The sequence below is a fragment of the Nocardioides alpinus genome (genome assembly GCF_900112035.1).
In the GTDB taxonomy this organism is placed as follows: domain Bacteria; phylum Actinomycetota; class Actinomycetes; order Propionibacteriales; family Nocardioidaceae; genus Nocardioides; species Nocardioides alpinus.
In genome coordinates this window covers 89,989-111,108 of the sequence record NZ_FOKC01000013.1, presented here as the reverse complement: position 1 = coordinate 111,108, position 21,120 = coordinate 89,989, and the positions used below count along the sequence as shown (strand labels likewise).

General features: G+C 70.9%; 18 protein-coding genes. 4 read left to right on the top strand and 14 right to left on the bottom strand.

Annotated elements, in window-relative coordinates; genetic code table 11:
* Positions 1 to 54 precede the first annotated feature (54 nt).
* Positions 55 to 696, top strand: coding sequence for a uracil phosphoribosyltransferase (gene upp / locus BM127_RS19540; protein ID WP_091201407.1), 642 nt, complete (start codon positions 55 to 57; stop codon positions 694 to 696).
* Positions 697 to 750: 54 nt separating this feature from the next.
* Here upp and BM127_RS19535 read toward each other — a convergent pair whose 3' ends face one another.
* From BM127_RS19535 to BM127_RS19480, 12 genes are all read right to left on the bottom strand, one after another.
* A complete protein-coding gene (locus tag BM127_RS19535; RefSeq protein ID WP_091201405.1) occupies positions 751 to 1,665 on the bottom strand; it encodes a PDDEXK family nuclease in 915 nt (304 codons plus the stop codon).
* A 114-nt stretch (positions 1,666 to 1,779) separates the two neighbouring features.
* The gene (locus BM127_RS19530) at positions 1,780 to 2,376 is read right to left on the bottom strand and encodes a LutC/YkgG family protein (protein ID WP_091201403.1); all 597 of its coding nucleotides are present in this window, start codon (positions 2,374 to 2,376) and stop codon (positions 1,780 to 1,782) included.
* Positions 2,373 to 3,863 (bottom strand): lactate utilization protein B, encoded by a 1,491-nt coding sequence (locus BM127_RS19525; protein ID WP_091201401.1) that lies wholly within the window; start codon positions 3,861 to 3,863, stop codon positions 2,373 to 2,375. The genes BM127_RS19530 and BM127_RS19525 overlap by 4 nt, the downstream gene beginning before the upstream one ends.
* 61 nt (positions 3,864 to 3,924) lie before the next feature.
* The gene (locus tag BM127_RS22930; RefSeq protein ID WP_372476663.1) at positions 3,925 to 4,680 is read right to left on the bottom strand and encodes a (Fe-S)-binding protein; all 756 of its coding nucleotides are present in this window, start codon (positions 4,678 to 4,680) and stop codon (positions 3,925 to 3,927) included.
* Positions 4,659 to 6,098 carry a rhamnulokinase gene (locus BM127_RS22925; RefSeq protein ID WP_231263408.1) on the bottom strand — a complete coding sequence of 480 codons (1,440 nt, stop codon included), beginning with the start codon at positions 6,096 to 6,098 and terminating at the stop codon, positions 4,659 to 4,661. The genes BM127_RS22930 and BM127_RS22925 overlap by 22 nt, the downstream gene beginning before the upstream one ends.
* On the bottom strand, positions 6,095 to 8,146 hold the full coding sequence (locus BM127_RS19510) for a bifunctional aldolase/short-chain dehydrogenase (RefSeq protein ID WP_091201398.1): 2,052 nt from the start codon (positions 8,144 to 8,146) through the stop codon (positions 6,095 to 6,097). Before BM127_RS19510 ends, BM127_RS22925 begins: the two co-directional genes overlap by 4 nt.
* Positions 8,147 to 8,218: 72 nt before the next feature.
* Positions 8,219 to 9,397, bottom strand: coding sequence for an L-rhamnose isomerase (gene rhaI, locus BM127_RS19505; protein WP_091201397.1), 1,179 nt, complete (start codon positions 9,395 to 9,397; stop codon positions 8,219 to 8,221).
* A complete protein-coding gene (locus BM127_RS19500) occupies positions 9,394 to 9,780 on the bottom strand; it encodes an L-rhamnose mutarotase (RefSeq protein ID WP_091201396.1) in 387 nt (128 codons plus the stop codon). The genes rhaI and BM127_RS19500 overlap by 4 nt, the downstream gene beginning before the upstream one ends.
* Before the next feature lie 196 nt (positions 9,781 to 9,976).
* Positions 9,977 to 11,026 carry a rhamnose ABC transporter substrate-binding protein gene (gene rhaS, locus BM127_RS19495; protein WP_091201394.1) on the bottom strand — a complete coding sequence of 350 codons (1,050 nt, stop codon included), beginning with the start codon at positions 11,024 to 11,026 and terminating at the stop codon, positions 9,977 to 9,979.
* Between the two features lie 19 nt (positions 11,027 to 11,045).
* On the bottom strand, positions 11,046 to 12,122 hold the full coding sequence (locus BM127_RS19490) for an ABC transporter permease (RefSeq protein ID WP_091201392.1): 1,077 nt from the start codon (positions 12,120 to 12,122) through the stop codon (positions 11,046 to 11,048).
* Complete coding sequence (locus tag BM127_RS19485; RefSeq protein WP_091201390.1) at positions 12,119 to 13,180, bottom strand: ABC transporter permease; 1,062 nt, start codon at positions 13,178 to 13,180, stop codon at positions 12,119 to 12,121. Before BM127_RS19485 ends, BM127_RS19490 begins: the two co-directional genes overlap by 4 nt.
* Entirely contained in the window at positions 13,177 to 14,694 is a 1,518-nt protein-coding gene (locus BM127_RS19480; protein ID WP_091201388.1) for a sugar ABC transporter ATP-binding protein, read from the bottom strand. The genes BM127_RS19485 and BM127_RS19480 overlap by 4 nt, the downstream gene beginning before the upstream one ends.
* A gap of 84 nt (positions 14,695 to 14,778) precedes the next feature.
* Between BM127_RS19480 and BM127_RS19475 the strand changes: the two genes are divergently transcribed.
* A complete protein-coding gene (locus tag BM127_RS19475; RefSeq protein WP_231263409.1) occupies positions 14,779 to 15,906 on the top strand; it encodes a LacI family DNA-binding transcriptional regulator in 1,128 nt (375 codons plus the stop codon).
* 9 nt (positions 15,907 to 15,915) lie between these two features.
* Here the strand turns inward: BM127_RS19475 and BM127_RS19470 are convergent, their stop codons facing one another.
* Positions 15,916 to 16,815 (bottom strand): NmrA family NAD(P)-binding protein, encoded by a 900-nt coding sequence (locus BM127_RS19470; RefSeq protein ID WP_091201386.1) that lies wholly within the window; start codon positions 16,813 to 16,815, stop codon positions 15,916 to 15,918.
* A gap of 175 nt (positions 16,816 to 16,990) precedes the next feature.
* Between BM127_RS19470 and BM127_RS19465 the strand changes: the two genes are divergently transcribed.
* Positions 16,991 to 18,520: a Re/Si-specific NAD(P)(+) transhydrogenase subunit alpha gene (locus BM127_RS19465; RefSeq protein ID WP_091201384.1), complete on the top strand. Its 1,530-nt coding sequence runs from the start codon at positions 16,991 to 16,993 to the stop codon at positions 18,518 to 18,520.
* 29 nt (positions 18,521 to 18,549) lie between these two features.
* Entirely contained in the window at positions 18,550 to 19,971 is a 1,422-nt protein-coding gene (pntB, locus tag BM127_RS19460) for a Re/Si-specific NAD(P)(+) transhydrogenase subunit beta (RefSeq protein WP_091201382.1), read from the top strand.
* A 14-nt stretch (positions 19,972 to 19,985) separates the two neighbouring features.
* Here pntB and BM127_RS19455 read toward each other — a convergent pair whose 3' ends face one another.
* Positions 19,986 to 21,011, bottom strand: a complete 1,026-nt coding sequence (locus BM127_RS19455) for a LacI family DNA-binding transcriptional regulator (protein ID WP_091201380.1) — start codon at positions 21,009 to 21,011, stop codon at positions 19,986 to 19,988.
* Between the last annotated feature and the right edge of the window lie 109 nt (positions 21,012 to 21,120).

Here is a 21,120-nt window from a genome sequence, read left to right as displayed (position 1 = left end):
AACAAGGCTGTTTGCGACTCGTTCACGTCCACTGCCGCCCACTAGGGTGAGGCCATGCGCCTGCACGTGGTGAACCACCCCCTCGTCTCCCACAAGCTCACCGTCCTCCGCGACGAGGACACCGACTCCCCGACCTTCCGTCGGCTGACCGACGAGCTGGTCACCCTGCTGGCCTACGAGGCCACCCGCGAGGTGCGCGTCGACCCGCGCGACATCACCACGCCCGTCGGTCCGACGACCGGCGTCTACCTCGCGCAGCCGCGCCCGATGGTCGTGCCGATCCTCCGCGCCGGTCTCGGCATGCTCGACGGGATGATGCGGCTGCTGCCGACGGCCGAGGTCGGCTTCCTCGGCATGGTCCGCAACGAGGAGACCCTGGAGGCGTCGACCTACGCCGAGCGCCTGCCCGAGGACCTCTCCGGTCGCCAGTGCTACGTCCTCGACCCGATGCTCGCGACCGGCGGCACGCTGGCCGCGGCGATCCGCTTCCTCACCGACCGCGGCGCCGACGACATCACCGCCATCTGCCTCCTCGCCGCTCCCGAGGGCGTCGCCAACCTCGAGGCTGCGCTCGAGGACCTCTCCGTACCCGTCGCCGTGGTGACCGCGGCCCTGGACGAGAAGCTCAACGACAAGGGCTACATCGTGCCGGGGCTCGGCGACGCCGGCGACCGGCTGTACGGCGTCGCGCACTGACGCTCTGCGGAGGTCGAGTGCGCTCGCGGTAGTGGTCGCCACGGGGCTGCGCACTCAACCCTCGACGGTCGGGACGCCGAGGGCGATGAGGTCCTGCATGACCTCCCACGGCTCGTGGCGGATCTCCCAGGCCGAGCACTGCACCACGACCCGCGTCGCCGTGGTGAGCTGCCGGTTGCGGCGCCTGTCGAGGGTCGCTTGCGCGACGTCGTCGTGGAAGCTGCCGTCCACCTCGAGCACCAGGGTTCGTCCATCGTCCAGGAGCCACTCCGCGTCCGTGTAGCGCCGGCGCCCGCGGCTGTCGTTCCGTGGGCGCTGCGAACGAGGCGGCTGCACTCCGTACTCGCGGCAGGCCTTGCGCAGGTCGACCTCGGCCATCGAGTGTGCACCTCCGGACACGTCACCGAGCAGCTCGCGTACGTGTCGTGAGCGCCGCAGCGGGGTGAGCTGGTCGAGCCAGTCGGTGAGCTTCTCTGCCGTCGTCAGTCGCTGCTGCACCGTTGCGGTGACAGCGCCGAGCGCCGTACGGAGGTGAGGTTCGTGGGCGGCGAACAGCAGCACCGCCGGTTCCAGCCGACACGCGGGCAGCTCCCCCGGCGCGATGAGGCGCTTGAACGGCCGACGCGTCCTGAAGAACCGGAAGCCCTCGACCGGGTCGAAGCTCATGGGGTTGCTGACAAGGATGGTGATCTCCTCGCGCTCCCACCGCTTCAGCCCGTGCACCTCTGCCGCACTCAGCCCGCCCACCATCGCTGAGGGCCCGCCGTGGAGGACGCCGAGCCAGAGCATCTGCTCGCGCGAGAGCGGTCCGGTCGTCGTGCTGACGACCTCGCTGGAGCGGACGGCCCAGCGCCCGACTCGTACGTGGTTGCGGATCTCACCCCTGGACACCCCGAGCCCGCGCAGCTGCCGGTGGCTCAGCAACCCCGCCTGCGCCGTCGCGAGCGCCTCCCAGAGTGGATCTCCCATCGGCGCAGTCTCGTGCGCGGCGGCGGATGCCCGCGGGCGTCCTCCACAGGCTCGCGGGGTTGAGTGCGCAGGCCCGCGGCGACTACTACCGCGAGCGCACTCGACCGCGTGAGCTCAGGAGATCAGGACGACGTGCAGGGTCCGCGGGCCGTGGACGCCCTCGACCCGGTCGAGCTCGATGTCGCTGGTGGCCGACGGGCCGCTGATCCAGGTGAGCGGGCGCGCGGGGTCGAGGAGCTCGATGGCGTCGGGGACGTCGGCGACGACCTGCGAGGCGTCGACCAGGCAGACGTGCAGGTCGGGGACCAGGGAGATGGCACGACGGCCCTGGTCGGGCTGGTGGTCGAGGACGATCGTCCCGGTCTCGGCGATGCCCACGGCGGCGCGGGTGACCACCGCGTCGAAGCCATCGAGCTCGGCGGCCGTGAACTGCGCGTCCACCACGGCGCCGGGCAGGTCGAGCCCGAGGTCGGGGGGTACGACGGCGCGCGCCCCACCCGGCAGTCCGTCGAGCACACCGGTCACCACGGCGAGGACCTCCTCGGCCGAGCAGCGGGTCACGACCGCGCGGTAGTCCTCGACGCGCTCGACGAAGAGCGCGACCAGGTCGCCGCGGTCGGGGGCACGGGGCGGCGTCGGCACCGAGACGGCCGGCGAGACGTCGGCCAGCGCCGCGCGGACCCGACCGAGGATCTCGTCGCGGGCGCTCACGAGCCATCCCCCTTCGTGCCGCCGTCGGTGCGGTCCCACCAGGCGCGGAAGGACTCCTCCGGCGGGGCCGGGAGGTCGCGCGCCCCGGTCCAGCCGGCCGCGGGTCCGGGCAGGCGTCCGGCGGCGGCACGGCCGCCGGGGAGCGTGGTGCGCGAGAAGCGGGTGAGGACGCGACCGGCCAGGCCGGAGGCGCGCTCGGCCCACGCCAGGCGCCGGGAGTCGGAGAACGCCCACGCAGTGGCGCGCATCGCGAGCGCCTCGGCCTTGGGCACGCGGTCGTCGCGGTGCGAGTCGACGACCGCGGCACGCTGGTCGACGAGCACCGACGGGATGTCGATGCGCACCGGGCAGACCTCGAAGCAGGCGCCGCAGAGCGAGGAGGCGTACGGCAGCGACGCGCTCTGCTCGTCCGAGACCCCGCGCAGCAGCGGGTTGAGGATCGCGCCGATCGGGCCGGGGTAGACCGAGCCGTAGGCGTGCCCGCCGACCCTCTCGTAGACCGGGCAGACGTTGAGGCAGGCCGAGCACCGGATGCAGCGCAGCGCCTGGCGTCCGACGTCGTCGGCGAGCGCCCGGGTGCGGCCGTTGTCGAGGAGCACGACGTGGACCTCCTGCGGTCCGTCGCCGGGCGTGACGCCGGACCACGTCGAGGTGTAGGGATTCATCCGCTCGCCGGTGGAGGAGCGGGGGAGCAGGCGCATCATGGGGTCGAGGTCGGACCACGTCGCGACGACCTTCTCGATCCCGACGACGCTGATCAGCACCTCGGGCAGGGTCAGGCACATCCGGCCGTTGCCCTCGGACTCGACGACCACGAGCGTGCCGGTGTCGGCGACGGCGAAGTTGGCGCCGCTGATCGCGACCTTGGCCCGCAGGAACTTCTCGCGCAGGTGCTCGCGCGCCGCACCCGCCAGCACTGCCGGCTCGTCGGTGAGGTCGGCCGGCGCGGGTCGCCCGACGTCGCCCATCCGTCGGAGGAATATCTCGCGGATCTCGGCGCGGTTGCGGTGGATCGCGGGCACCAGGATGTGCGAGGGCAGGTCGTCGCCGAGCTGGACGATCAGCTCGGCCAGGTCGGTCTCCCAGGCAGCGATGCCCTCGGCCTCGAGTGCTTCGTTGAGGCCGATCTCGGCGGTCGCCATCGACTTCACCTTGACGACCTCGTCGACGCCGTGGGCGTGGGTGATCGAGGCGACGATCGCGCACGCCTCGGCGGCGTCGCCTGCCCAGTGCACGGTCGCGCCGGCGCGGACCAGCGACTCCTCGAGCGTCTCGAGGTGCGTGGCAAGGTCGCGCAGGGCGGCCTCCTTCACCGCAGCGCCTGCGACCCGGAGCTCCTCCCAGTCCTCGACCTCCGCGACCACCATCGCGCGCTTGTCACGGATCGTGCGGGTGGCGTGGGCGAGGTTGGTGCGCAGCTGGGTGTCGCCGAGCGCCTCGCGCGCGGCGGTGGGGAAGGCCGGCATGCCGACGAAGGTGCCCGTCATGCGGGGTCCCTGCGGCGTTGTTCGGGGGAGCCAAGCGGGGGAGAAGACCGTCGTGGGGTGCTCATGCGTCGTCCTCGGTGGACGCGAGGATCTCGGCGAGGTGCATGACCCGTACGCCGGCCCGCTGGCGCGAGAGCATCCCGCCGATGTGCATCAGGCAGGAGTTGTCGCCGGCCACGAGCACCTCGGCGCCGGTGTCGAGCACGTGGCGCGCCTTGTCGGTGCCCATCGCGACGGACGTGTCGGCGTTCTTGAGGGCGAAGGTGCCACCGAAGCCGCAGCACTCCGTCGCCATCGGCAGGTCGACCAGCCGGATCCCGCGCACCTGCTCGAGCAGCTGCTGGGGCCGGTCGCCGACGCCGAGCATCCGCAGGCTGTGGCAGGTCGGGTGGTAGGTCACCCGGTGCGGGAAGTAGGCGCCGACGTCCGTCACGCCGAGGACGTCGACGAGGAACTCCGACAGCTCGAAGGTCCGCGGTGCGGTCTCCGCGACGGCCGCGACGAGGGCCGGGTCACCCGACCGCTCGGCCACGATCGAGTGCTGGTGCCGGGCGGATCCGGCGCACGAGCCCGACGGCGTGACGATGGCGTCGTACCCCTCGAACGCGCGGACGAACGTCCGCACCACCGGCACCGCCTCGTCGAGGTAGCCGGTGTTGACCATCGGCTGGCCGCAGCACGTCTGGGCTGCAGGGAAGTCGACGTCGACGCCGAGACGGCGCAGCAGACGGACGACGGCCTTCCCGGTGTCGGGGAACATGGCGTCGTTCACGCAGGTGACCTGGAGAGCGACCCTCACAGCTCGGCATCCTTCCACGCGCGGGTGCGCGGCTCGTGGCGACGCAGGTCCTGGGTGCGTACGACGAGGGCGCGCAGGTCCTCGAGCGTGCCCCGCACCGCACCGGCCGCCCGTCCCTGCACGAGCACGTTGCCGAGGGCGGTCGCCTCGACCGGGCCGGCGACGACCGGCAGCCCGGTCCGGTCGGCGAGGGCCTGGCAGAGCAGGGCGTTCTGGCTGCCGCCACCGACGACGTGGACCTGCCGGATCGTCCGGCCGGACAGGTCGGCGGCAGTGGCCAGCGCGGCGGCGTACGCCGCGGCGAGGGACTCGACGATGGATCGCACGAGTGAGGGCGCGTCGGCCGGCGCGGGCACGTCGTGCTCGTCGCACCAGGCGGCGATCCGCGCGGGCATGTCGCCCGGAGCGACGAAGCGCGGGTCCTGGACGTCGAAGACGGTCACGCGACGAGTGACGTCGGCGGCGGCCGCGAGCAGTGCGCCGAGGTCGTCGCGACCCCAGGTCCGCAGGGTCTCGCTGAGCAGCCACGTGCCCATCACGTTGGTGAGGAAGCGGATCGTGCCGTCGACGCCGCCCTCGTGGGTGAAGTTCGCGGCGCGCGCAGCCTCGGTGAGCACCGGCGCATCCAGCTCGAGGCCGACGAGGCCCCATGTGCCGAGCGAGATGTACGCCGCGTCGTCGCCGCTCATCGGCACGCCGACCACCGCCGAGGCGGTGTCGTGCGAGCCGACCGCGACAACCGGGAGGCCCGGTGCGCCCACAGCCTCGCCGACCTCGGGCAGGAGGGTGCCGATCGTCGTGCCGGGGTCGACGAGGTCGGCGAACAGGCCACGGGGCAGGCCGAGGGAGACGATCAGCGCGTCGTCCCAGGCGCCGGTCGTGACTGAGAGCAGCCCGGTGGTGGAGGCGTTGGTGCGCTCCGCGACCTCGGCGCCGGTCAGCCAGTGGGCGAGCAGGTCGGGGACCAGCAGCAGCCGGTCGGCGTCAGCGAGCCTCGCGTCGGACGCGAGCTGGTAGACGGTGTTGAACGGCAGGAACTGCAGGCCCGTACGGGCGTAGAGCTCGGCCGGTGCGACCTGCGCGTGGACCTGTCGGGGCCCGGCCTCGTTGCGATGCTCGTCGCGGTAGTGGAACGGCTCGGCGAGCAGCCGCCCGCCCCGGAGCAGGCCGTAGTCGACCGCCCACGAGTCGATGCCGACGCTGACCAGGCCGCCCGGCGCCCGGGCCGCAGCGGTCCGCAGGCCGTCGAGGGCGTGCCGGTGGAGGGCGGTCACGTCCCAGTGCAGGCCGTCGTCGCTCTGCACCGGTCCGTTGGCGAACCGCGCCGCCGCCGTCAGTCGCAGGACCTCGGGACCGACCTCGCCCAGCATCACCCGTCCGCTCGACGCCCCGAGGTCGACGGCGGCGACGCTGACGGGGGCGGCCCCCGCGATCACCGGAGGAACGCCGCTGCGACGCCGGCGTCGACGGGGATGTGCAGACCGGTGGTGTGGCTGAGCTGCTCGGTGCAGAGGACGTAGACCGCGTTGGCGATGTTCTCCGGCAGCACCTCGCGCTTGAGCAGGGTGCGCTGCGCGTAGAACTTGCCGAGCTCGGCCTCGTCCACGCCGTACACCGCTGCCCGGGACGCGCCCCATCCGCCGGCGAAGATGCCGGAACCCTGGACGACGCCGTCGGGGTTGACGCCGTTGACCTTGATGCCGTGCTCGCCGAGCTCGGCGGCGAGCAGCCGCACCTGGTGGGCCTGGTCGGCCTTGGCGGCGCCGTAGGCGACGTTGTTGGGGCCGGCGAAGATCGAGTTCTTCGAGGAGATGTAGACGATGTCGCCGCCCATCTTCTGCGCGATCATCGCCTTCGCTGCGGCCTGGGCGACGAGGAATGAGCCCTTGGCCATCACGTCGTGCTGGAGGTCCCAGTCCTTCTCGGTCGTCTCGAGCAGCGAGCGCGACAGCGACAGCCCGGCGTTGTTGACGACGAGGTCGACACCACCGAAGGCCAGCACCGTTGCGTCGAGCGCAGCCTGCACCGCAGTGGCGTCGGACACGTCGACCTGTACGCCGACTGCGACGTCGGTCGACCCGATGCCCGCAGCCGCGGCCTGCGCCTTCTCCAGGGAGAGGTCGGCGATGACGACGCACGCGCCCTCCGCCGCGAGCTTCTTCGCGGTGGCCAGCCCGATGCCGGACGCGGCACCGGTGACGAGCGCGACGCGGGTGGCGAGCGGCTTCGGCTTCGGCATCCGCTGGAGCTTGGCCTCCTCGAGCGCCCAGTACTCGATGCGGAACTTCTCCGACTCGTCGATGGGGGCGTACGTCGAGAGGCCCTCGGCACCGCGCATCACGTTGATCGCGTTGGTGTAGAACTCGCCGGCGACGCGCGCGGTCTGCTTGTCCTTGCCGTAGGAGAACATGCCGATGCCGGGCACCAGGATGACCAGCGGGTCAGCGCCGCGCATCGCGGGCCACTCACCGCCGAGCGCCTCGGCGTTGCGGTCGTAGTAGGACGCGTAGTCGGCGCGGTAGGCCTCGTGGAGCTCTGCGACCCGGGTGCGCACCTTCTCGAGCGGCGCGTCGGGGGCGAGGTCGAGCACCATCGGCTTGACCTTGGTGCGCAGGAAGTGGTCCGGGCACGACGTGCCGAGGGCGGTCAGACGCGGGTGGTTGCGGCTGGCGAGGAAGTCGAGGACGACCTTGTCGTCGGTGAAGTGCCCGACCATGGGGCGATCCGCGGAGGCGACGCCGCGCAGCAGCGGTGCCAGCTCGGCGGCTCGGGCGCGGCGCCTGGCCGGCGCGAGCGGCTCGAACTTCTTGAGCCGGGCGCCGAAGGGCTCCTTCTTGGAGTGCTTCTTGATGTGCCGCTCGGCGGTGCGGATGATCCAGAGCGAGTTCTTCTCGGCCTTCTCGCTGGTGTCGCCCCAGGCGGTGATGCCGTGTCCGCCGAGGATGCAGCCGATGGCCTGGGGGTTGGCCTCCTTGATGGCGGCGATGTCGAGGCCGAGCTGGAAGCCCGGACGACGCCACGGCACCCACACGACCTTGTCGCCGAACGCCTCGGCGGTCAGCTGCTCACCGTCCGCGGCGGTCGCGATCGCGATCCCGGAGTCGGGGTGGAGGTGGTCGACGTGCGCGGCGTCCACGAGTCCGTGCATCGCGGTGTCGATCGACGGAGCCGCGCCGCCCTTGCCGTGGAGGCAGTAGTCGAAGGCCGCGACCATCTCGTCCTCGCGCTCGACGCCGGGGTAGACGTCGACCAGCGCGCGCATCCGGTCCAGCCGCAGCACCGCCAGGCCGCCCGCGGTCAGCGTGCCGAGGTCGCCGCCGGATCCCTTGACCCACAGCAGCTCGACGTCCTCGCCGGTGACGGGGTCGGTCTCGGTGCCCTTGGCGGAGGTGTTGCCGCCGGCGTAGTTGGTGTTCTTGGGGTCGGCGCCCAGTCGGTTGGAGCGCTCGACGAGCGCGGCCACGGTGGGGTTGAGATCACTCACGGTGCAAGGTCCTGTTCGTTCGCTGGTCGAGGAGGTCGCTCTGTCGACCGTCGCGAGACCGGGGTGGGTGGGTCAGTTCCAGCCGGCCTGCGAACCGCCGACGCGGTCCGCCTCGATCTGCTGCTGGTAGCCGGAGTCGAGGTAGGCGCGCATCGGGTCGTCCGGCAGGCCGCGCTCCTCGCGCCAGCCGGCCAGGTCACGGCGTACGTCGGTGTAGAAGGCGTCCATGAAGATCTCGTTGGCGAGCAGGACGTCGCCCTCGCTGCGGGCGGCGTCGAGCGCAGCGGTGTCGAGGAGGAGCGCGCGGGCGGTCATCTCCTGGACGTTGAGCACCGAGCGGATCTGTCCGGGGATCTTGGCCTCGATGTTGTGGCACTGGTCGAGCATCAGCGCGACCTCGTTGGGGCTGCCGTCGGCGGCGTTGCCGAAGCCGCCGCCGCGGATCACCTCGACCATGATCCGGAAGAGCTGGTAGGGGTCGGCAGCGCCGACGATCAGGTCGTCATCGGCGTAGAAGCGGCTGTTGAAGTCGAACGAGCCGAGCTTCCCGAGCCGCAGCAGCTGCGCGACGATGAACTCGATGTTGGTGCCGGGGGCGTGGTGGCCGGTGTCGAGGCACACCTTCGCGCGGTCGCCGAGGGCAGCCACGTGGACGTACGACGTGCCCCAGTCCGGGACGTCGGTGTGGTAGAACGCGGGCTCGAAGAACTTGTACTCGAGCACCAGTCGCTGGTCGTCGGAGAGCTGGTCGTAGATCGTCCGCAGGCCCTCGGCCAGCCGGTCCTGACGGGCGCGCATGTCGCCCTGGCCGGGATAGTTCGTGCCCTCGGCGAGCCAGATCTTCAGGTCACGCGAACCGGTCTGGTTCATCACCTCGAGGCACTCGAGGTGATGGTCGATCGCCTTCTGCCGGATGCGCGGGTCGGTGTGGGTCAGGGCGCCGAGCTTGTAGTCGTCGTCCTGGAACGTGTTGGAGTTGATGGTCCCCAGCGCGACGCCGTGCTCCTTGGCGTACGTCGCCAGCGCGGCGTAGTCGTCGACGAGGTCCCACGGGATGTGCAGGGCGACGCTCGGCGCGAGACCGGTGAACCGGTGGACGGCCGCGGCGTCGGCGATCTTCTCCTGCACGGTGCGCGGGGTGCCGGGCGAGCCGAACACCTTGAAGCGGGTGCCGGAGTTGCCGTAGGCCCACGACGGCACCTCGATCGCGAGGTCGCCGAGTCGGTCGCTGATGGCGGAGAAGGAAGTCATGGCTGGTCCTGAGCTGTCTGGGTGGGTGCGTCGGGAGTGTCGTCTGCGGGGAGCGTGGCGAGCTGGTCCTCGAGGTGGAAGACCTCGCTCAGCTGCCAGAAGCCCTGGTCGGGCGGGAGGTCGAGCTCCTCGAAGAACTCGGCCATCTCCGCCTGCCAGCGGGCGTTCACGTCGGTGCGGGCCATGCCCGCCTGAGCCGCGGCGAGGTCGGGTGTCTCGAGGTAGCCCACGAGCAGCCCGTCGTCGCGGAGGAAGAGGGAGTAGTCGTGCCAGCCGGTGTCGTGGAGGGCGCGGAGCATCTCGGGCCACACCGCGGCGTGGCGCTCGACGTACTCCGCCATCCGGTCACGGCGGACCTGGAGGGTGAAGCAGACGCGGGGCATCGCGGTCTCCTCGGCTGGTGGGAATGGGGTGATCGGCCTCGCCGGCCTCGTTGGTTGAGGAGGGCCCCCTGGGGCCCGTCTCGAAACCCGGTCGGGTTTCGAGACGGGTCGCGCAGCCCCTCACGTCGTTCGGGTCTGCGCGACCCTCCTCAACCTGATCGCCTGGTCCGGCCCTCGCAGGCTCGGGCCGGGGCGATCAGAAGTCGAAGTCGGCGATGTTGTCGGTGTTGAAGGTGAAGGGTTCGCCGAGGAGGACGACGCCGTCGGCGCCGACCTCGAAGGTGCCGAGCTCGCCGGCGTCGAAGGAGTCGCCTTCTTCGCCGGTGATGTCACCGGCGACGAGGGCTGCGGCGGCGTAGGTGGCGAGGAAGCCGAGGTCGCCCGGGTTCCACAGGGCGAAGGCGGTGACGGTGCCGTCCTCGACGAACTCGCGCATCTGGTTGGGGGTGCCGAGTCCGGTGAGGGCGACCTTGCCCTTGAACTCGGAGTCGGAGAGGTAGCGCGCGGCTGCGGCGATGCCGACGGTGGTGGGGGAGATGATGCCCTTGAGGTCGGGGTGGTTCTGCAGGAGTGCTTCGGTCTGGTCGAAGGACTTCTGGTCCTCGTCGTCGCCGTAGACGGTGTCGACGAGCTCGATGTCGGCGTAGTCGGGGTTCTCGGCGAGCTCGGCCTCCATCATCTCGATCCAGGCGTTCTGGTTGGTGGCGTTGGCGGTGGCGGAGAGGATCGCGATCTCACCCGAGCCGCCGATCTGCTCGGAGATGAGCTCGAGCTGCTTGGCGGCGATGCCTTCGGAGGTGGCTGCGTTGATGAACAGGTCGCGGCACTCGGGGTTGGTGTCGGCGTCGAAGGTGATGACCTTGACGTCGGCGCTGCGGGCCTCGTCGATGGCGTCGCAGAGTGCTTCGGGGTCGTTGGCCGAGAGGATGAGGGCGTCCTTGCCCTGCTGGGCGGCGGTGTTGATGTAGGAGACCTGGGCATCAGGGCTGCCGGTCTCGGGTCCGACTTCCTCGAGGTCGATGGACAGCTCGTCGGCTGCGCTCATCGCGCCCTTGGTGGAGGTGTCGAAGTAGGCGTTGCCCAGGTTCTTGGGGAGCATCGTCATCGACAGGTCGCCGCCACCGGAGCCGCTGTCGCCGCCCTCGCTGTCCGAACCGGTGTCGTCACTGCCGCAAGCGGTGAGCGCCAGGGTGGCGCTCAGCAGGATCGCGGCCAGAGCCGTCGGCCGCCGTGTGTGGAACTTCATGTTCGTGCCTTTCGTGTTCCTAGACGCCGGCGGATGCGGCGTTCTGGTGGGGGTGGGGCTCGCTGGGAGCCGCCGGTGCCGCCTTGCGGGGGAGCCTCGACGAGGCCCACGCGAGGACGCTGGGGAGGATCACCGAGGCCACGAGGAGCAGGCCGACGATGATGTTGGTGACGTTGACCGTCACGCTCTCCAGGCGCAGTGCGCTGGAGATGACGCCGATCAGGACGACGCCGGCGAGCACGCCGTGCAGCCGACCGCGACCGCCGAAGATCGAGACGCCGCCGAGGAGCACGGCGGCGATGACCTGCAGCTCGTAGCCGGTGGCGTTGTCGCCTCGGGCGGAGCCGAAGCGCAGGGTGAAGTAGATGCCGGCGAACGCCGACACGACGCCCGAGAGGATGAAGAGGACCATCTTGGTGCGGGCGACGTCGACGCCGGTGAAGTGCGCCGCCTCGTCGTTGAGACCGATGTCGTAGACGCCGCGGCCGAAGGTGGAGAAGTGCAGCAGGACGACGAAGGCGATCGTGAGGACGGCGAAGGGGATCATCACGATCGGGATCCGTGACTCGCCGATGGTGCCGGTGGCGAGGTCGGACCACTTCTCGGTGAAGTCGGTGATGGCCGTGGTGCCGAGGAGACCGACCGCGATCCCGCGGAAGAGGGCCAGGGTGCCGATGGTGACCGCCAGCGAGGGCAGCCCGACGTAGGCGATGAGGAAGCCGTTGAGCGCGCCGCAGACCAGCCCGGCGAACAGCGCGAGGACAGCAGCGGCGGGGATGGACATGCCGCTCTCGTGCAGGACGCCGAGCAGGACGCTGCTGAGCCCCATGATGCTGGCGACGGAGAGGTCGATCTCGCCGGTGATGATCACGAGCGTCATCGGCAGTGCGATGAGCAGGATCGGCGCGATGTCCTGGAGCAGGAACTTCAGCGTCAGTGGCCCGTCGAAGTTGGGCACGTTGGCCATCGAGTAGACGATCACCGCTGCCGTGAGCACGATGACCGCGGTCTCGCGGGTGAGCAGCAGGCGCTGCCACAGGGGCGCCGAGTAGTCGGCGTACGTGCGGGTGGGCGCAGCCTCACGGGTGGCGCTCATGAGTGGTCCCTCGATTCGGCGAGCTTGCGGGCCTGTCTGGTGGCGAGGACGCGGTCGAGCACGATCGCGCCGAGGATCAGCACGCCCACGACCGCGCGCTGCCAGAAGTCCTCGATGCCGAGGCTGGGCAGGGCCCGGTTGATGGTGACGAGCAGGAAGGCGCCGATGGCCGCGCCCCAGACGGTGCCGCTGCCACCGAAGATCGCGATGCCGCCGATCACGGCCGCGGCCACGGCCTGGAGCTCGATGCCGGAGCCGACGCTGGAGCTGACCGTGCCGTAGCGCGCGGTGTAGAGCGCACCGGCCAGGCCGGCGAGGGCGCCGCTGAGGACGAACGCGGCGAGCAGGCGGCGCTTGACGGGCAGGCCGTAGAGGACCGCGGCGTCGGGATCGGAGCCGATGGCGTACATCTCGCGGCCGCCGCGGGCGGTGTGGAGGTAGTAGCCGACGGCGGCGAGCACCACGAAGGCGAGGATCGTCATCCACGGGATGCCCAGCGTGGTGCGGGTGCCGAGGCGGAGGAACTCCCGCGGCAGGTCGCCGGCGTTGATCCGGTCGCTGCCCGCCCAGGTGAGCATGATGCCGCGGTAGATGTAGAGGGTGCCGAGGGTGATGACCAGCGCGGGGACACCGCCGTACGCCACCAGCGCACCGTTGACCAGGCCGAGGAGCGCGCCGACGACGAGGCACGCGGCGATCACTGCGACCACGGGGATGCCCGGCACCTCGATGAAGAGGCGGCCGGTGAGGTAGGCGGTCAGCGCCATCACCGAACCGACCGAGAGGTCGACGTTGCGGGTGATGATGACGACGCCCTGGCCGACGGCGAGGAGCAGCAGGATCGAGGGGTTGAGGAGGAAGTTGCGCAAGCCGTCGGAGCTGAAGAGGAAGCTCTCGTTCTTGCTGGTGGCCAGCACGGTGACGGCGACCAGCACGAGGAAGATCGACAGCTCACGGGAGCGGAGCACGGTGCCCAGGGCGCGTCGGGTGGGCGAGAGCCGGCTCGGCTCCACGAGGAGGGTCTCGCTCGCCGAGGCCTCGACGTCGGTGTGGCTCATGCCGTGGTCTCCAGGTGGTGGGTGGCCGCGTGCATGACGGCCTCGGGGGTGGCGTCGGCGCGGTCGAGCTCGGCGGTGAGCCGCCCCTCGCACAGCACCAGGACGCGGTCGGCCATGCCGAGGACCTCGGGCAGCTCCGAGGAGATCATCAGGATCGCCAGGCCCTGCCCCGCCAGCTCGGAGAGCAGGCGGTGCACCTCGGCCTTGGTGCCGACGTCGATGCCGCGGGTCGGCTCGTCGATGATCAGCAGCTGGGGGTCGGTGGCCAACCACTTGGCGATGACGACCTTCTGCTGGTTGCCGCCGCTCATGGTCGCGGCGTTCATGTCCAGCGCGTTGGTCTTCACCTCGAGCCGGCCGGCCCACGGACCGGCGGCGCGGTTCTCCATCGACGCGGTGATCAGGCCGGCCTTCGCGATGCTGCGGCGGATCACCCCGGCGACGTTGCGGCTGACCGATGAGTCGATGACCAGGCCCTGCTTGCGGCGGTCCTCGGGGATGAACGCCATCCCGGCCCGGATCGCGGAGCGGGGGTCGTGCGCCTTGATGTCCCTGCCCGACAGGGACACCGAGCCGGAGTCGTAGGAGTCGACACCGAAGACCGCGCGGGCGACCTCGCTGCGTCCGGCTCCGACGAGACCGGCCAGGCCGACGATCTCGCCGGCGCGGACCACCAGGTCGATGTCGTGGAAGACGCCGGCCTTGGTGAGGCCGCGCACCTCGAGCACGGGTGCACCGATCTCGGCAGGCACCTTGGGGAAGAGGTCGTCCACGTCGCGCCCGACCATCAGCGACACCAGCTCGGAGGGCGAGGTCTCCTCGATGCGGCGGGTGTCGATGTAGGAGCCGTCGCGCATCACGGTGACGGTGTCGGCGAGGGCGAAGACCTCGTCGAAGCGGTGGGAGATGAAGACGAGGGCGCGACCTTCGTCGCGCAGGCTGCGGGCGACCGCGAAGAGCCGGTCGACCTCGACGCCGCTCAACGCGGCGGTGGGCTCGTCCATCACCAGGAGGCGGGCGTCGAGCGAGATGGCCTTGGCGATCTCGATGATCTGCTGGTCGGCGATCGAGAGGCCGGCCGCGGGGCGGCGCGGGTCGATGCGGACCCCGAGGCGGGAGAAGAGGCGCTCGGCCTCGGCGGTCATCGCCGGCCGGTCGATCCGGCGGCCACGGGCGAGGGGCTGGCGGCCCATGAAGATGTTCTCGGTGACCGAGAGGTCGGGGAAGAGCGTGGGCTCCTGGTAGATCACCGCGACGCCGGCCTGCTTGGACTCGGCGGTGGAGGAGAAGTCGACGGACTCGCCGCCGAGGTCGAACGTGCCGGAGTCGCGGCGGTGCACGCCGGCGACGACCTTGACCAGCGTCGACTTCCCGGCACCGTTCTCACCGATCAGCGCGTGGATCGATCCTGCGTCGACGCGGAGGCTGCCTGAGCGCAGGGCGACCACCGGGCCGAACGACTTGGAGACGTCGCGCAGCTCGAGCACCGGTGCGGCGGCGGTCGTGTCAGACATGGAGCTCCTTGGATTGAAAGGTTTCAAAAAGGACCGTAAGTGAGGGCCGTCACACCTGTCAAGCACCCGGGCGGATCATTTCTCGTGACCCGCACCGGCGCCGGCCGGCGGGTGGCGCTGGTCTGGTCCGGCTCCCGAACGGATGCCGTACGCTCGCGCTGTCGTCGTTTCAACGACATCGGACCGGAGGTGTGGGCAGTGGTACGTGCCTCCTCGGTCAAGGACGTCGCGGCGCTGGCCGGCGTCTCCCTGGGCACCGTGAGCAACGTCCTCAACCGTCCGGACCGGGTGTCTCCCGCGACCCGCTCGCGGGTCGAGGACGCCATGCGCGAGCTGGGGTTCGTGCGCAACGAGTCCGCGCGTCAGCTCCGGGCCGGCCACAGCCGGACCCTCGCCTATGTGCTGCTCGATGCGCGCAACCCGTTCTTCACCGACGTCGCCGAGGGAGCCGAGCGAGCCGCCGAGGCGGCCGGGCTGTCGCTCTTCCTGTGCCACTCCGACAACCGCGCGTCCCGCGAGGGCGACTACCTCGCGCACCTCGTCGAGCAGCGCGTCCAGGGGATCCTGGTGACTCCTGTCGACCCGCACGCGACGGTGCTCGACGACGTACGCCGCAACGGCACGCCGCTCGTGATCGTCGACCGGACCCGCGACGACGGCGCGTTCTGCTCGGTCGCCGTCGACGACGTGCTTGGCGGCCGGCTGGCGGTCGAGCACCTCGTCGAGCGCGGCCACACACGGGTGGCCTTCATCGGCGGACCCGACACCATCGGCCAGGTGCGCGACCGTCTCGAGGGCGCGCGCGCGGCCTGGGCCGACGCCGGCCTGCCCGACGACCAGCTGACCGTCGTCCCGACCGACGGCCTGACGGTGGTCGAGGGCCGCTCTGCCGGCGAGCGCCTGATGGGCATCGGCACGCGCCGGCGCCCCACTGCGGCGTTCTGCGCCAACGACCTCCTCGCCCTGGGCCTGCTGCAGCAGCTGAGCACGTCCGGCGCCACCGTGCCCGGTGACCTGGCGATCGTCGGCTACGACGACATCGAGTACGCCGCCGCTGCCGCCGTGCCGCTGACCTCGGTCCGCCAGCCCCGCCAGGAGCTCGGTCGCCGGGCTGCCGAGCTGGTCCTCGACGAGGCGACCAACCCCGACCACGTGCACGAGCAGCTGGTGTTCACCCCCGAGCTGGTGGCCAGGCGGTCGACCTTCAGCTAGCCGGTCGGATCAGGCAGCGCCGACCACGAAGCGGTCCCGGACAGAGGTCCACGACACGTCGGGGTAGCGGTCGTTGTCGAGGGGTTCGAGCCTGACGCGGCCGTCGAACATGTCGCGGGTGTACTGCATGCCCTGCCAGGCGGGGAACACGGCGTCGTCACCGGGTGCCAGCCGCTTGGCGACGCCGATCATCGCGCTCATGCTGGTCAGGCCGCCGGCGCGCAGGGGCCGGAAGCTGCCGTCGGTCGTGTCGGAGAGGATGCGGGACATGTCCCTGACGCTCAGGGAGTCGCCCGCGATGCGGAGGATGCGCGGCGTGCCGGGGTCCAGGGCGGCGGCCGCGGTGTAGGCCGCCACGTCGTCCTTCGCGGTGAAGTCGAGCACCTGGTCGGCGTCGCCCCAGAACAGCACGCGTCGGATGCGGGACTGGATGAGCGGCATGTCGCCGTCCAGCAGCTCGAGGAACGCCCCGTTGAGGATGGACGTGACCCCGATCGGCGCCCGGTCTGCCCGACCCATGAACTCGCGTCGGAGGTCGAAGTTCCGGTTGCGACCAGCAGGCGTGCGGGTGAAGTCGGCGGAGAAGTCCGAGGGGATGAAGCGGGGTACGCCGGCGCGGACGGCCGCGTCGATGAGGACGCTCTGCCGATCCAGGATCACGTCGCCCAGCCCGTTGAGGGCGGAGACGACGCAGGCGGCGCCGGTGCAGGCCGACGCGACCGAACCCACGTCGCGAGCGTCCGCGGCGACCACGTCGACCCCCTGGGCGGTGAGCCGGTCACGAGCCGCACCGTCGGCATCGGGACGGAGCAGTGCGCGGACCGATGCGCCGCGGGCGAGGAGCGCGGTGGCGATTCGGCCACCGAGGTCTCCCGTGGCGCCGGCGACGACGATGGTGGTGGGGCTCATGGCAGGCAGTGTTGCTGGGTGGCCCAAGGCCGTCCGGCAGTCGAGCCGCGACCCCGGACGCCGACGCGCGCCCGCTGAGACACCGCTGACACGGGGTCGTCGTTCGATACCTTGTGCCCGGCCCGCACGCCGCCCAGGTCCCGACCGGACCCGGGCCCCTACCCAGGAGGCAGCAGTGCGCATCGGCATCCCACGTGAGTCACGTCCCGGCGAGACGCTGGTGGCAGCGACGGCGAAGACGGCGTCGCAGCTGGCTGCGCTCGGGTACGACGTCGTGGTCGAGGCAGGCGCCGGTGCGGCCGCAGACCAGCCCGACACGTCGTACGCCGATGCCGGGGTCGCGATCGGGACGAGTGCAGATGTCTGGTCGAGCGACGTCCTGGTGAAGGTCAATGCCCCCACCGCCGACGAGATCGCCCGCCTGCGCAGCGGCGCCACGGTCATCGCACTGATGGCGCCGGCCCGGAGCCCCGAGCTGGTCGAGCAGCTCGCCGCCGCCGGCGTCACCGGGCTGGCGATGGACGCGGTGCCGCGCATCTCGCGCGCGCAGTCGATGGACGTGCTCTCCTCGATGGCGAATGTCGCGGGCTATCGCGCGGTGATCGAGGCAGCCCACGAGTTCGGACGGCTCTTCACCGGCCAGGTCACCGCCGCGGGCAAGGTGCCGCCTGCCCGTGTCTTCGTGGTCGGGGCCGGTGTGGCGGGCCTCGCCGCGATCGGTGCGGCCGGGTCGCTGGGCGCGATCGTGCGCGCGTTCGACGTACGTCCTGAGGTGGCCGAGCAGGTCGAGTCGATGGGCGCGCAGTTCGTCACGGTCGACATGGAGCAGGAGGTCTCGACCGACGGCTATGCCAAGGAGATGACCGCCGAGCAGGAGGTCGCCACCGCTGCCATGTACGACGAGGAGGCGCGTGCCGCCGACATCGTCATCACCACCGCGCTGATCCCGGGCCGCCCCGCCCCGCAGCTGATCACCGCCGAGACGGTGGCCGCGATGGCGCCCGGCACGGTCGTGGTCGACATGGCTGCGGCCAACGGCGGCAACGTCGCCGCGACGGTGAAGGACGAGAAGGTCGTGACTGCCAACGGCGTCACGGTCCTGGGCTACACCGATCTCGCCGGCCGCCTCGCCGCGCAGACGAGCCAGCTCTACGGCACCAACATCGTCAACCTGCTCAAGCTGCTGACGCCGGAGAAGGACGGCCGGCTGACGCTCGACATGGACGACGTCATCCAGCGCGGCATCGCGGTCACGCGGGACGGCCAGACGATGTGGCCGCCGCCGCCCGTGCAGGTCTCGGCCGCGCCGGCCCAGGCCACCGCGGTGCTCCCGGTCGAGAAGGCGCCACCGAAGGAGGTGGACCCGCGCCGCCGGACGTACGCCGTCGGGCTGGCAGCCGTGGTCTTCCTCGCGCTGGCGACCCTCGCGCCGGCGAGCTTCCTGCCGAGCCTCACGGTCTTCGTCCTCGCCGTGGTCATCGGCTACTACGTCATCGGCAACGTCCACCACGCGCTCCACACGCCGCTCATGAGCGTCACCAACGCGATCAGCGGGATCATCGTGGTCGGCGCGGTCCTGCAGGCACCGGTCGACAACCTCGCGGTCCAGATCATCGCCGGGGTCGCCATCCTGCTCGCCAGCATCAACGTCTTCGGTGGCTTCCTGGTCACCCGGCGGATGCTCAACATGTTCCAGAAGGGCTGAGCCCGGTGGATTCCGACTCCGGTTCGAGCATGGTCTCGTTCGTCACGGGCGCCTACATCCTGGCGGCGCTCCTGTTCATCCTCGCGCTCGCCGGCCTGAGCAAGCACGAGACGGCACGGCGCGGCAACCAGTTCGGCATGGCCGGCATGGGCCTGGCCCTCGTCGCCACCCTGCTGCTGGTCCTCGACTACCTCAACACCGACTACCTGGACCAGGGCCCGATCGTGGTCGGTCTCGTGATCATCGTCGTGGCGATGGCCGTCGGCGCGATGATCGGGATCCGGCTCGCGTCGAGCGTCGAGATGACCGGCATGCCCGAGCTGATCGCGATGATGCACAGCTTCGTCGGCCTGGCCGCGGTGCTGGTGGGCTACAACACGTACATCGAGGTTGCGGACCTGGGCGTCCAGTCGGATGCGGTGCACAACGGCGAGGTCTTCCTCGGCGTCTTCATCGGCGCGGTGACCTTCACCGGCTCGATCGTGGCCAACCTCAAGCTCAGCGCGAAGATGAAGTCGTCGCCGTTGACGCTGCCCGGTCGCCACCAGCTCAACCTCGCGATCCTCGTGCTGTCCGCGGTGCTGATGGTGTGGTTCATGCTCGCCGACGGCTGGGTCGCCATGGCCCCGCTGGCGCTGATGACGGTGCTGGCACTGGTCCTCGGCTTCCACCTCGTCGCCGCAATCGGTGGCGGCGACATGCCGGTCGTCGTGTCGATGCTCAACAGCTACAGCGGGTGGGCCGCCGCAGCCGCCGGGTTCATGCTCGGCAACGACCTGCTGATCATCACCGGCGCCCTCGTCGGGTCCTCGGGTGCGATCCTCAGCTACATCATGTGCAAGGCGATGAACCGCTCGTTCATCAGCGTCATCGCCGGTGGCTTCGGCTCCGACGGCGGCGGTCCCGCGGAGGATCGCGACTACGGCGACCACCGCGAGATCCAGTCCGGCGACGTCGCGGACCTCCTCGCCGGGGCGTCGTCGGTCGTCATCACGCCGGGCTACGGCATGGCGGTCGCGCAGGCGCAGTACCCCGTCGCGGAGATGACGCGGAAGCTGCGGGAGAAGGGCGTCGACGTACGGTTCGGCATCCACCCCGTCGCGGGTCGCCTGCCCGGCCACATGAACGTGCTGCTCGCCGAGGCGAAGGTGCCCTACGACATCGTGCTCGAGATGGACGAGATCAACGACGACCTGCCCGAGGTCGACGTCGTCCTGGTGATCGGGGCCAACGACACCGTCAACCCGGCCGCCCTCGAGGAGCCGAACTCGCCCATCGCCGGGATGCCCGTGATCGAGGTCTGGAGGGCCAAGGACGTCATCGTCTTCAAGCGCTCGATGGCGACCGGCTACGCCGGGGTGCAGAACCCGCTGTTCTTCAAGGACAACACCCAGATGCTCTTCGGCGACGCCAAGGACAAGGTCAACGAGATCGTCGCCGCGCTCGGCTGACGCTCGCGGTCCGGTCAGCGCGGTCCGGCAACGCTCGCCGTCGAGCCGCGCACCACGAGCTCGGGTCGGTAGAGCACCTCTCCCGCGTGCGGCGGGATGCCGGAGATCTGCTCGGCGATCTCCTGGCTCGCGGCCTGGGCCAACGCCTCGGCCGGCTGCCGCACCGTGGTGAGGGGAGGGTCCACGAACTCCATCATCTGGCTGTCGTCGCAACCGACCACCGACAGGTCCTCGGGGACCCGGAGCCCCCGCATCCGCGCGCTGCGCATGACGCCCAGGGCCATCACGTCGGACCCGCAGACGATGCCCGTCACCCCCCGGTCGAGCAACCGCTCCGCGGCCTGCTGTCCGCCCTGGACGGTGTAGGTCGTCGACTCGACGAGGTCCGTGGCGTCGAGGTCGCCGGGCACCAGCCCGTGCCGGGTGAGGGCCTCGACGAAGGCCTGGCGCTTGCGCTGCGCCGGGAGGTAGCGCATCTGTCCGAGGGCGGCACCGATGCGGCGGTGACCCATGTGCTCGAGGTGCTGGACGGCGAGGTCGACCGCGACGGCGTCATCGGTCGAGACGCTCGGTGCGTCCAGACCGGTCAGCGCCCCGTTGACCAGCACGATCGGCAGGTGCAGGTCCAGCAGCCGCTGGTAGCGGGCCGGGTCGCTGTCCACGAGGGCATGCACGCCGGAGACGAAGACGATGCCGGCCACGGAGTGCTCGAGCAGGATGGCCACGTAGTCGTCCTCGTGGACACCGCCCAGCGTCTGGCTGCACAGGACGGGGGAGAGGCCCATCCTGGCCAGGCTGATCTCGAGATGGTGCGCCAGGCGCGGGAAGAACGGGTTCTCGAGCTCCGGCAGCACCAGGCCGACCAGTCCTCCGACGCGCGGACGCAGCCGCGCCGGCCGGTCGTACCCGAGCACGTCGATGGCCGTGAGCACCTGGCGACGAGCCTGCGGGCTCACTCCGGGCCGCTCGTTGAGCACCCTGCTGACCGTGCTGATGCTGACGCCGGAGCGCTCGGCGATCTCGCTCAGCCTGATCCTCACGCGGTCCACCCTAGTGATGTCGGTCACCGCCGCCAGCAGCGTCTTGCAAAAAGTTGCAGCATCTTCCCAACCTTGCAAGGGCTTTGTTACGGTGTGGCGTCCCTCACAC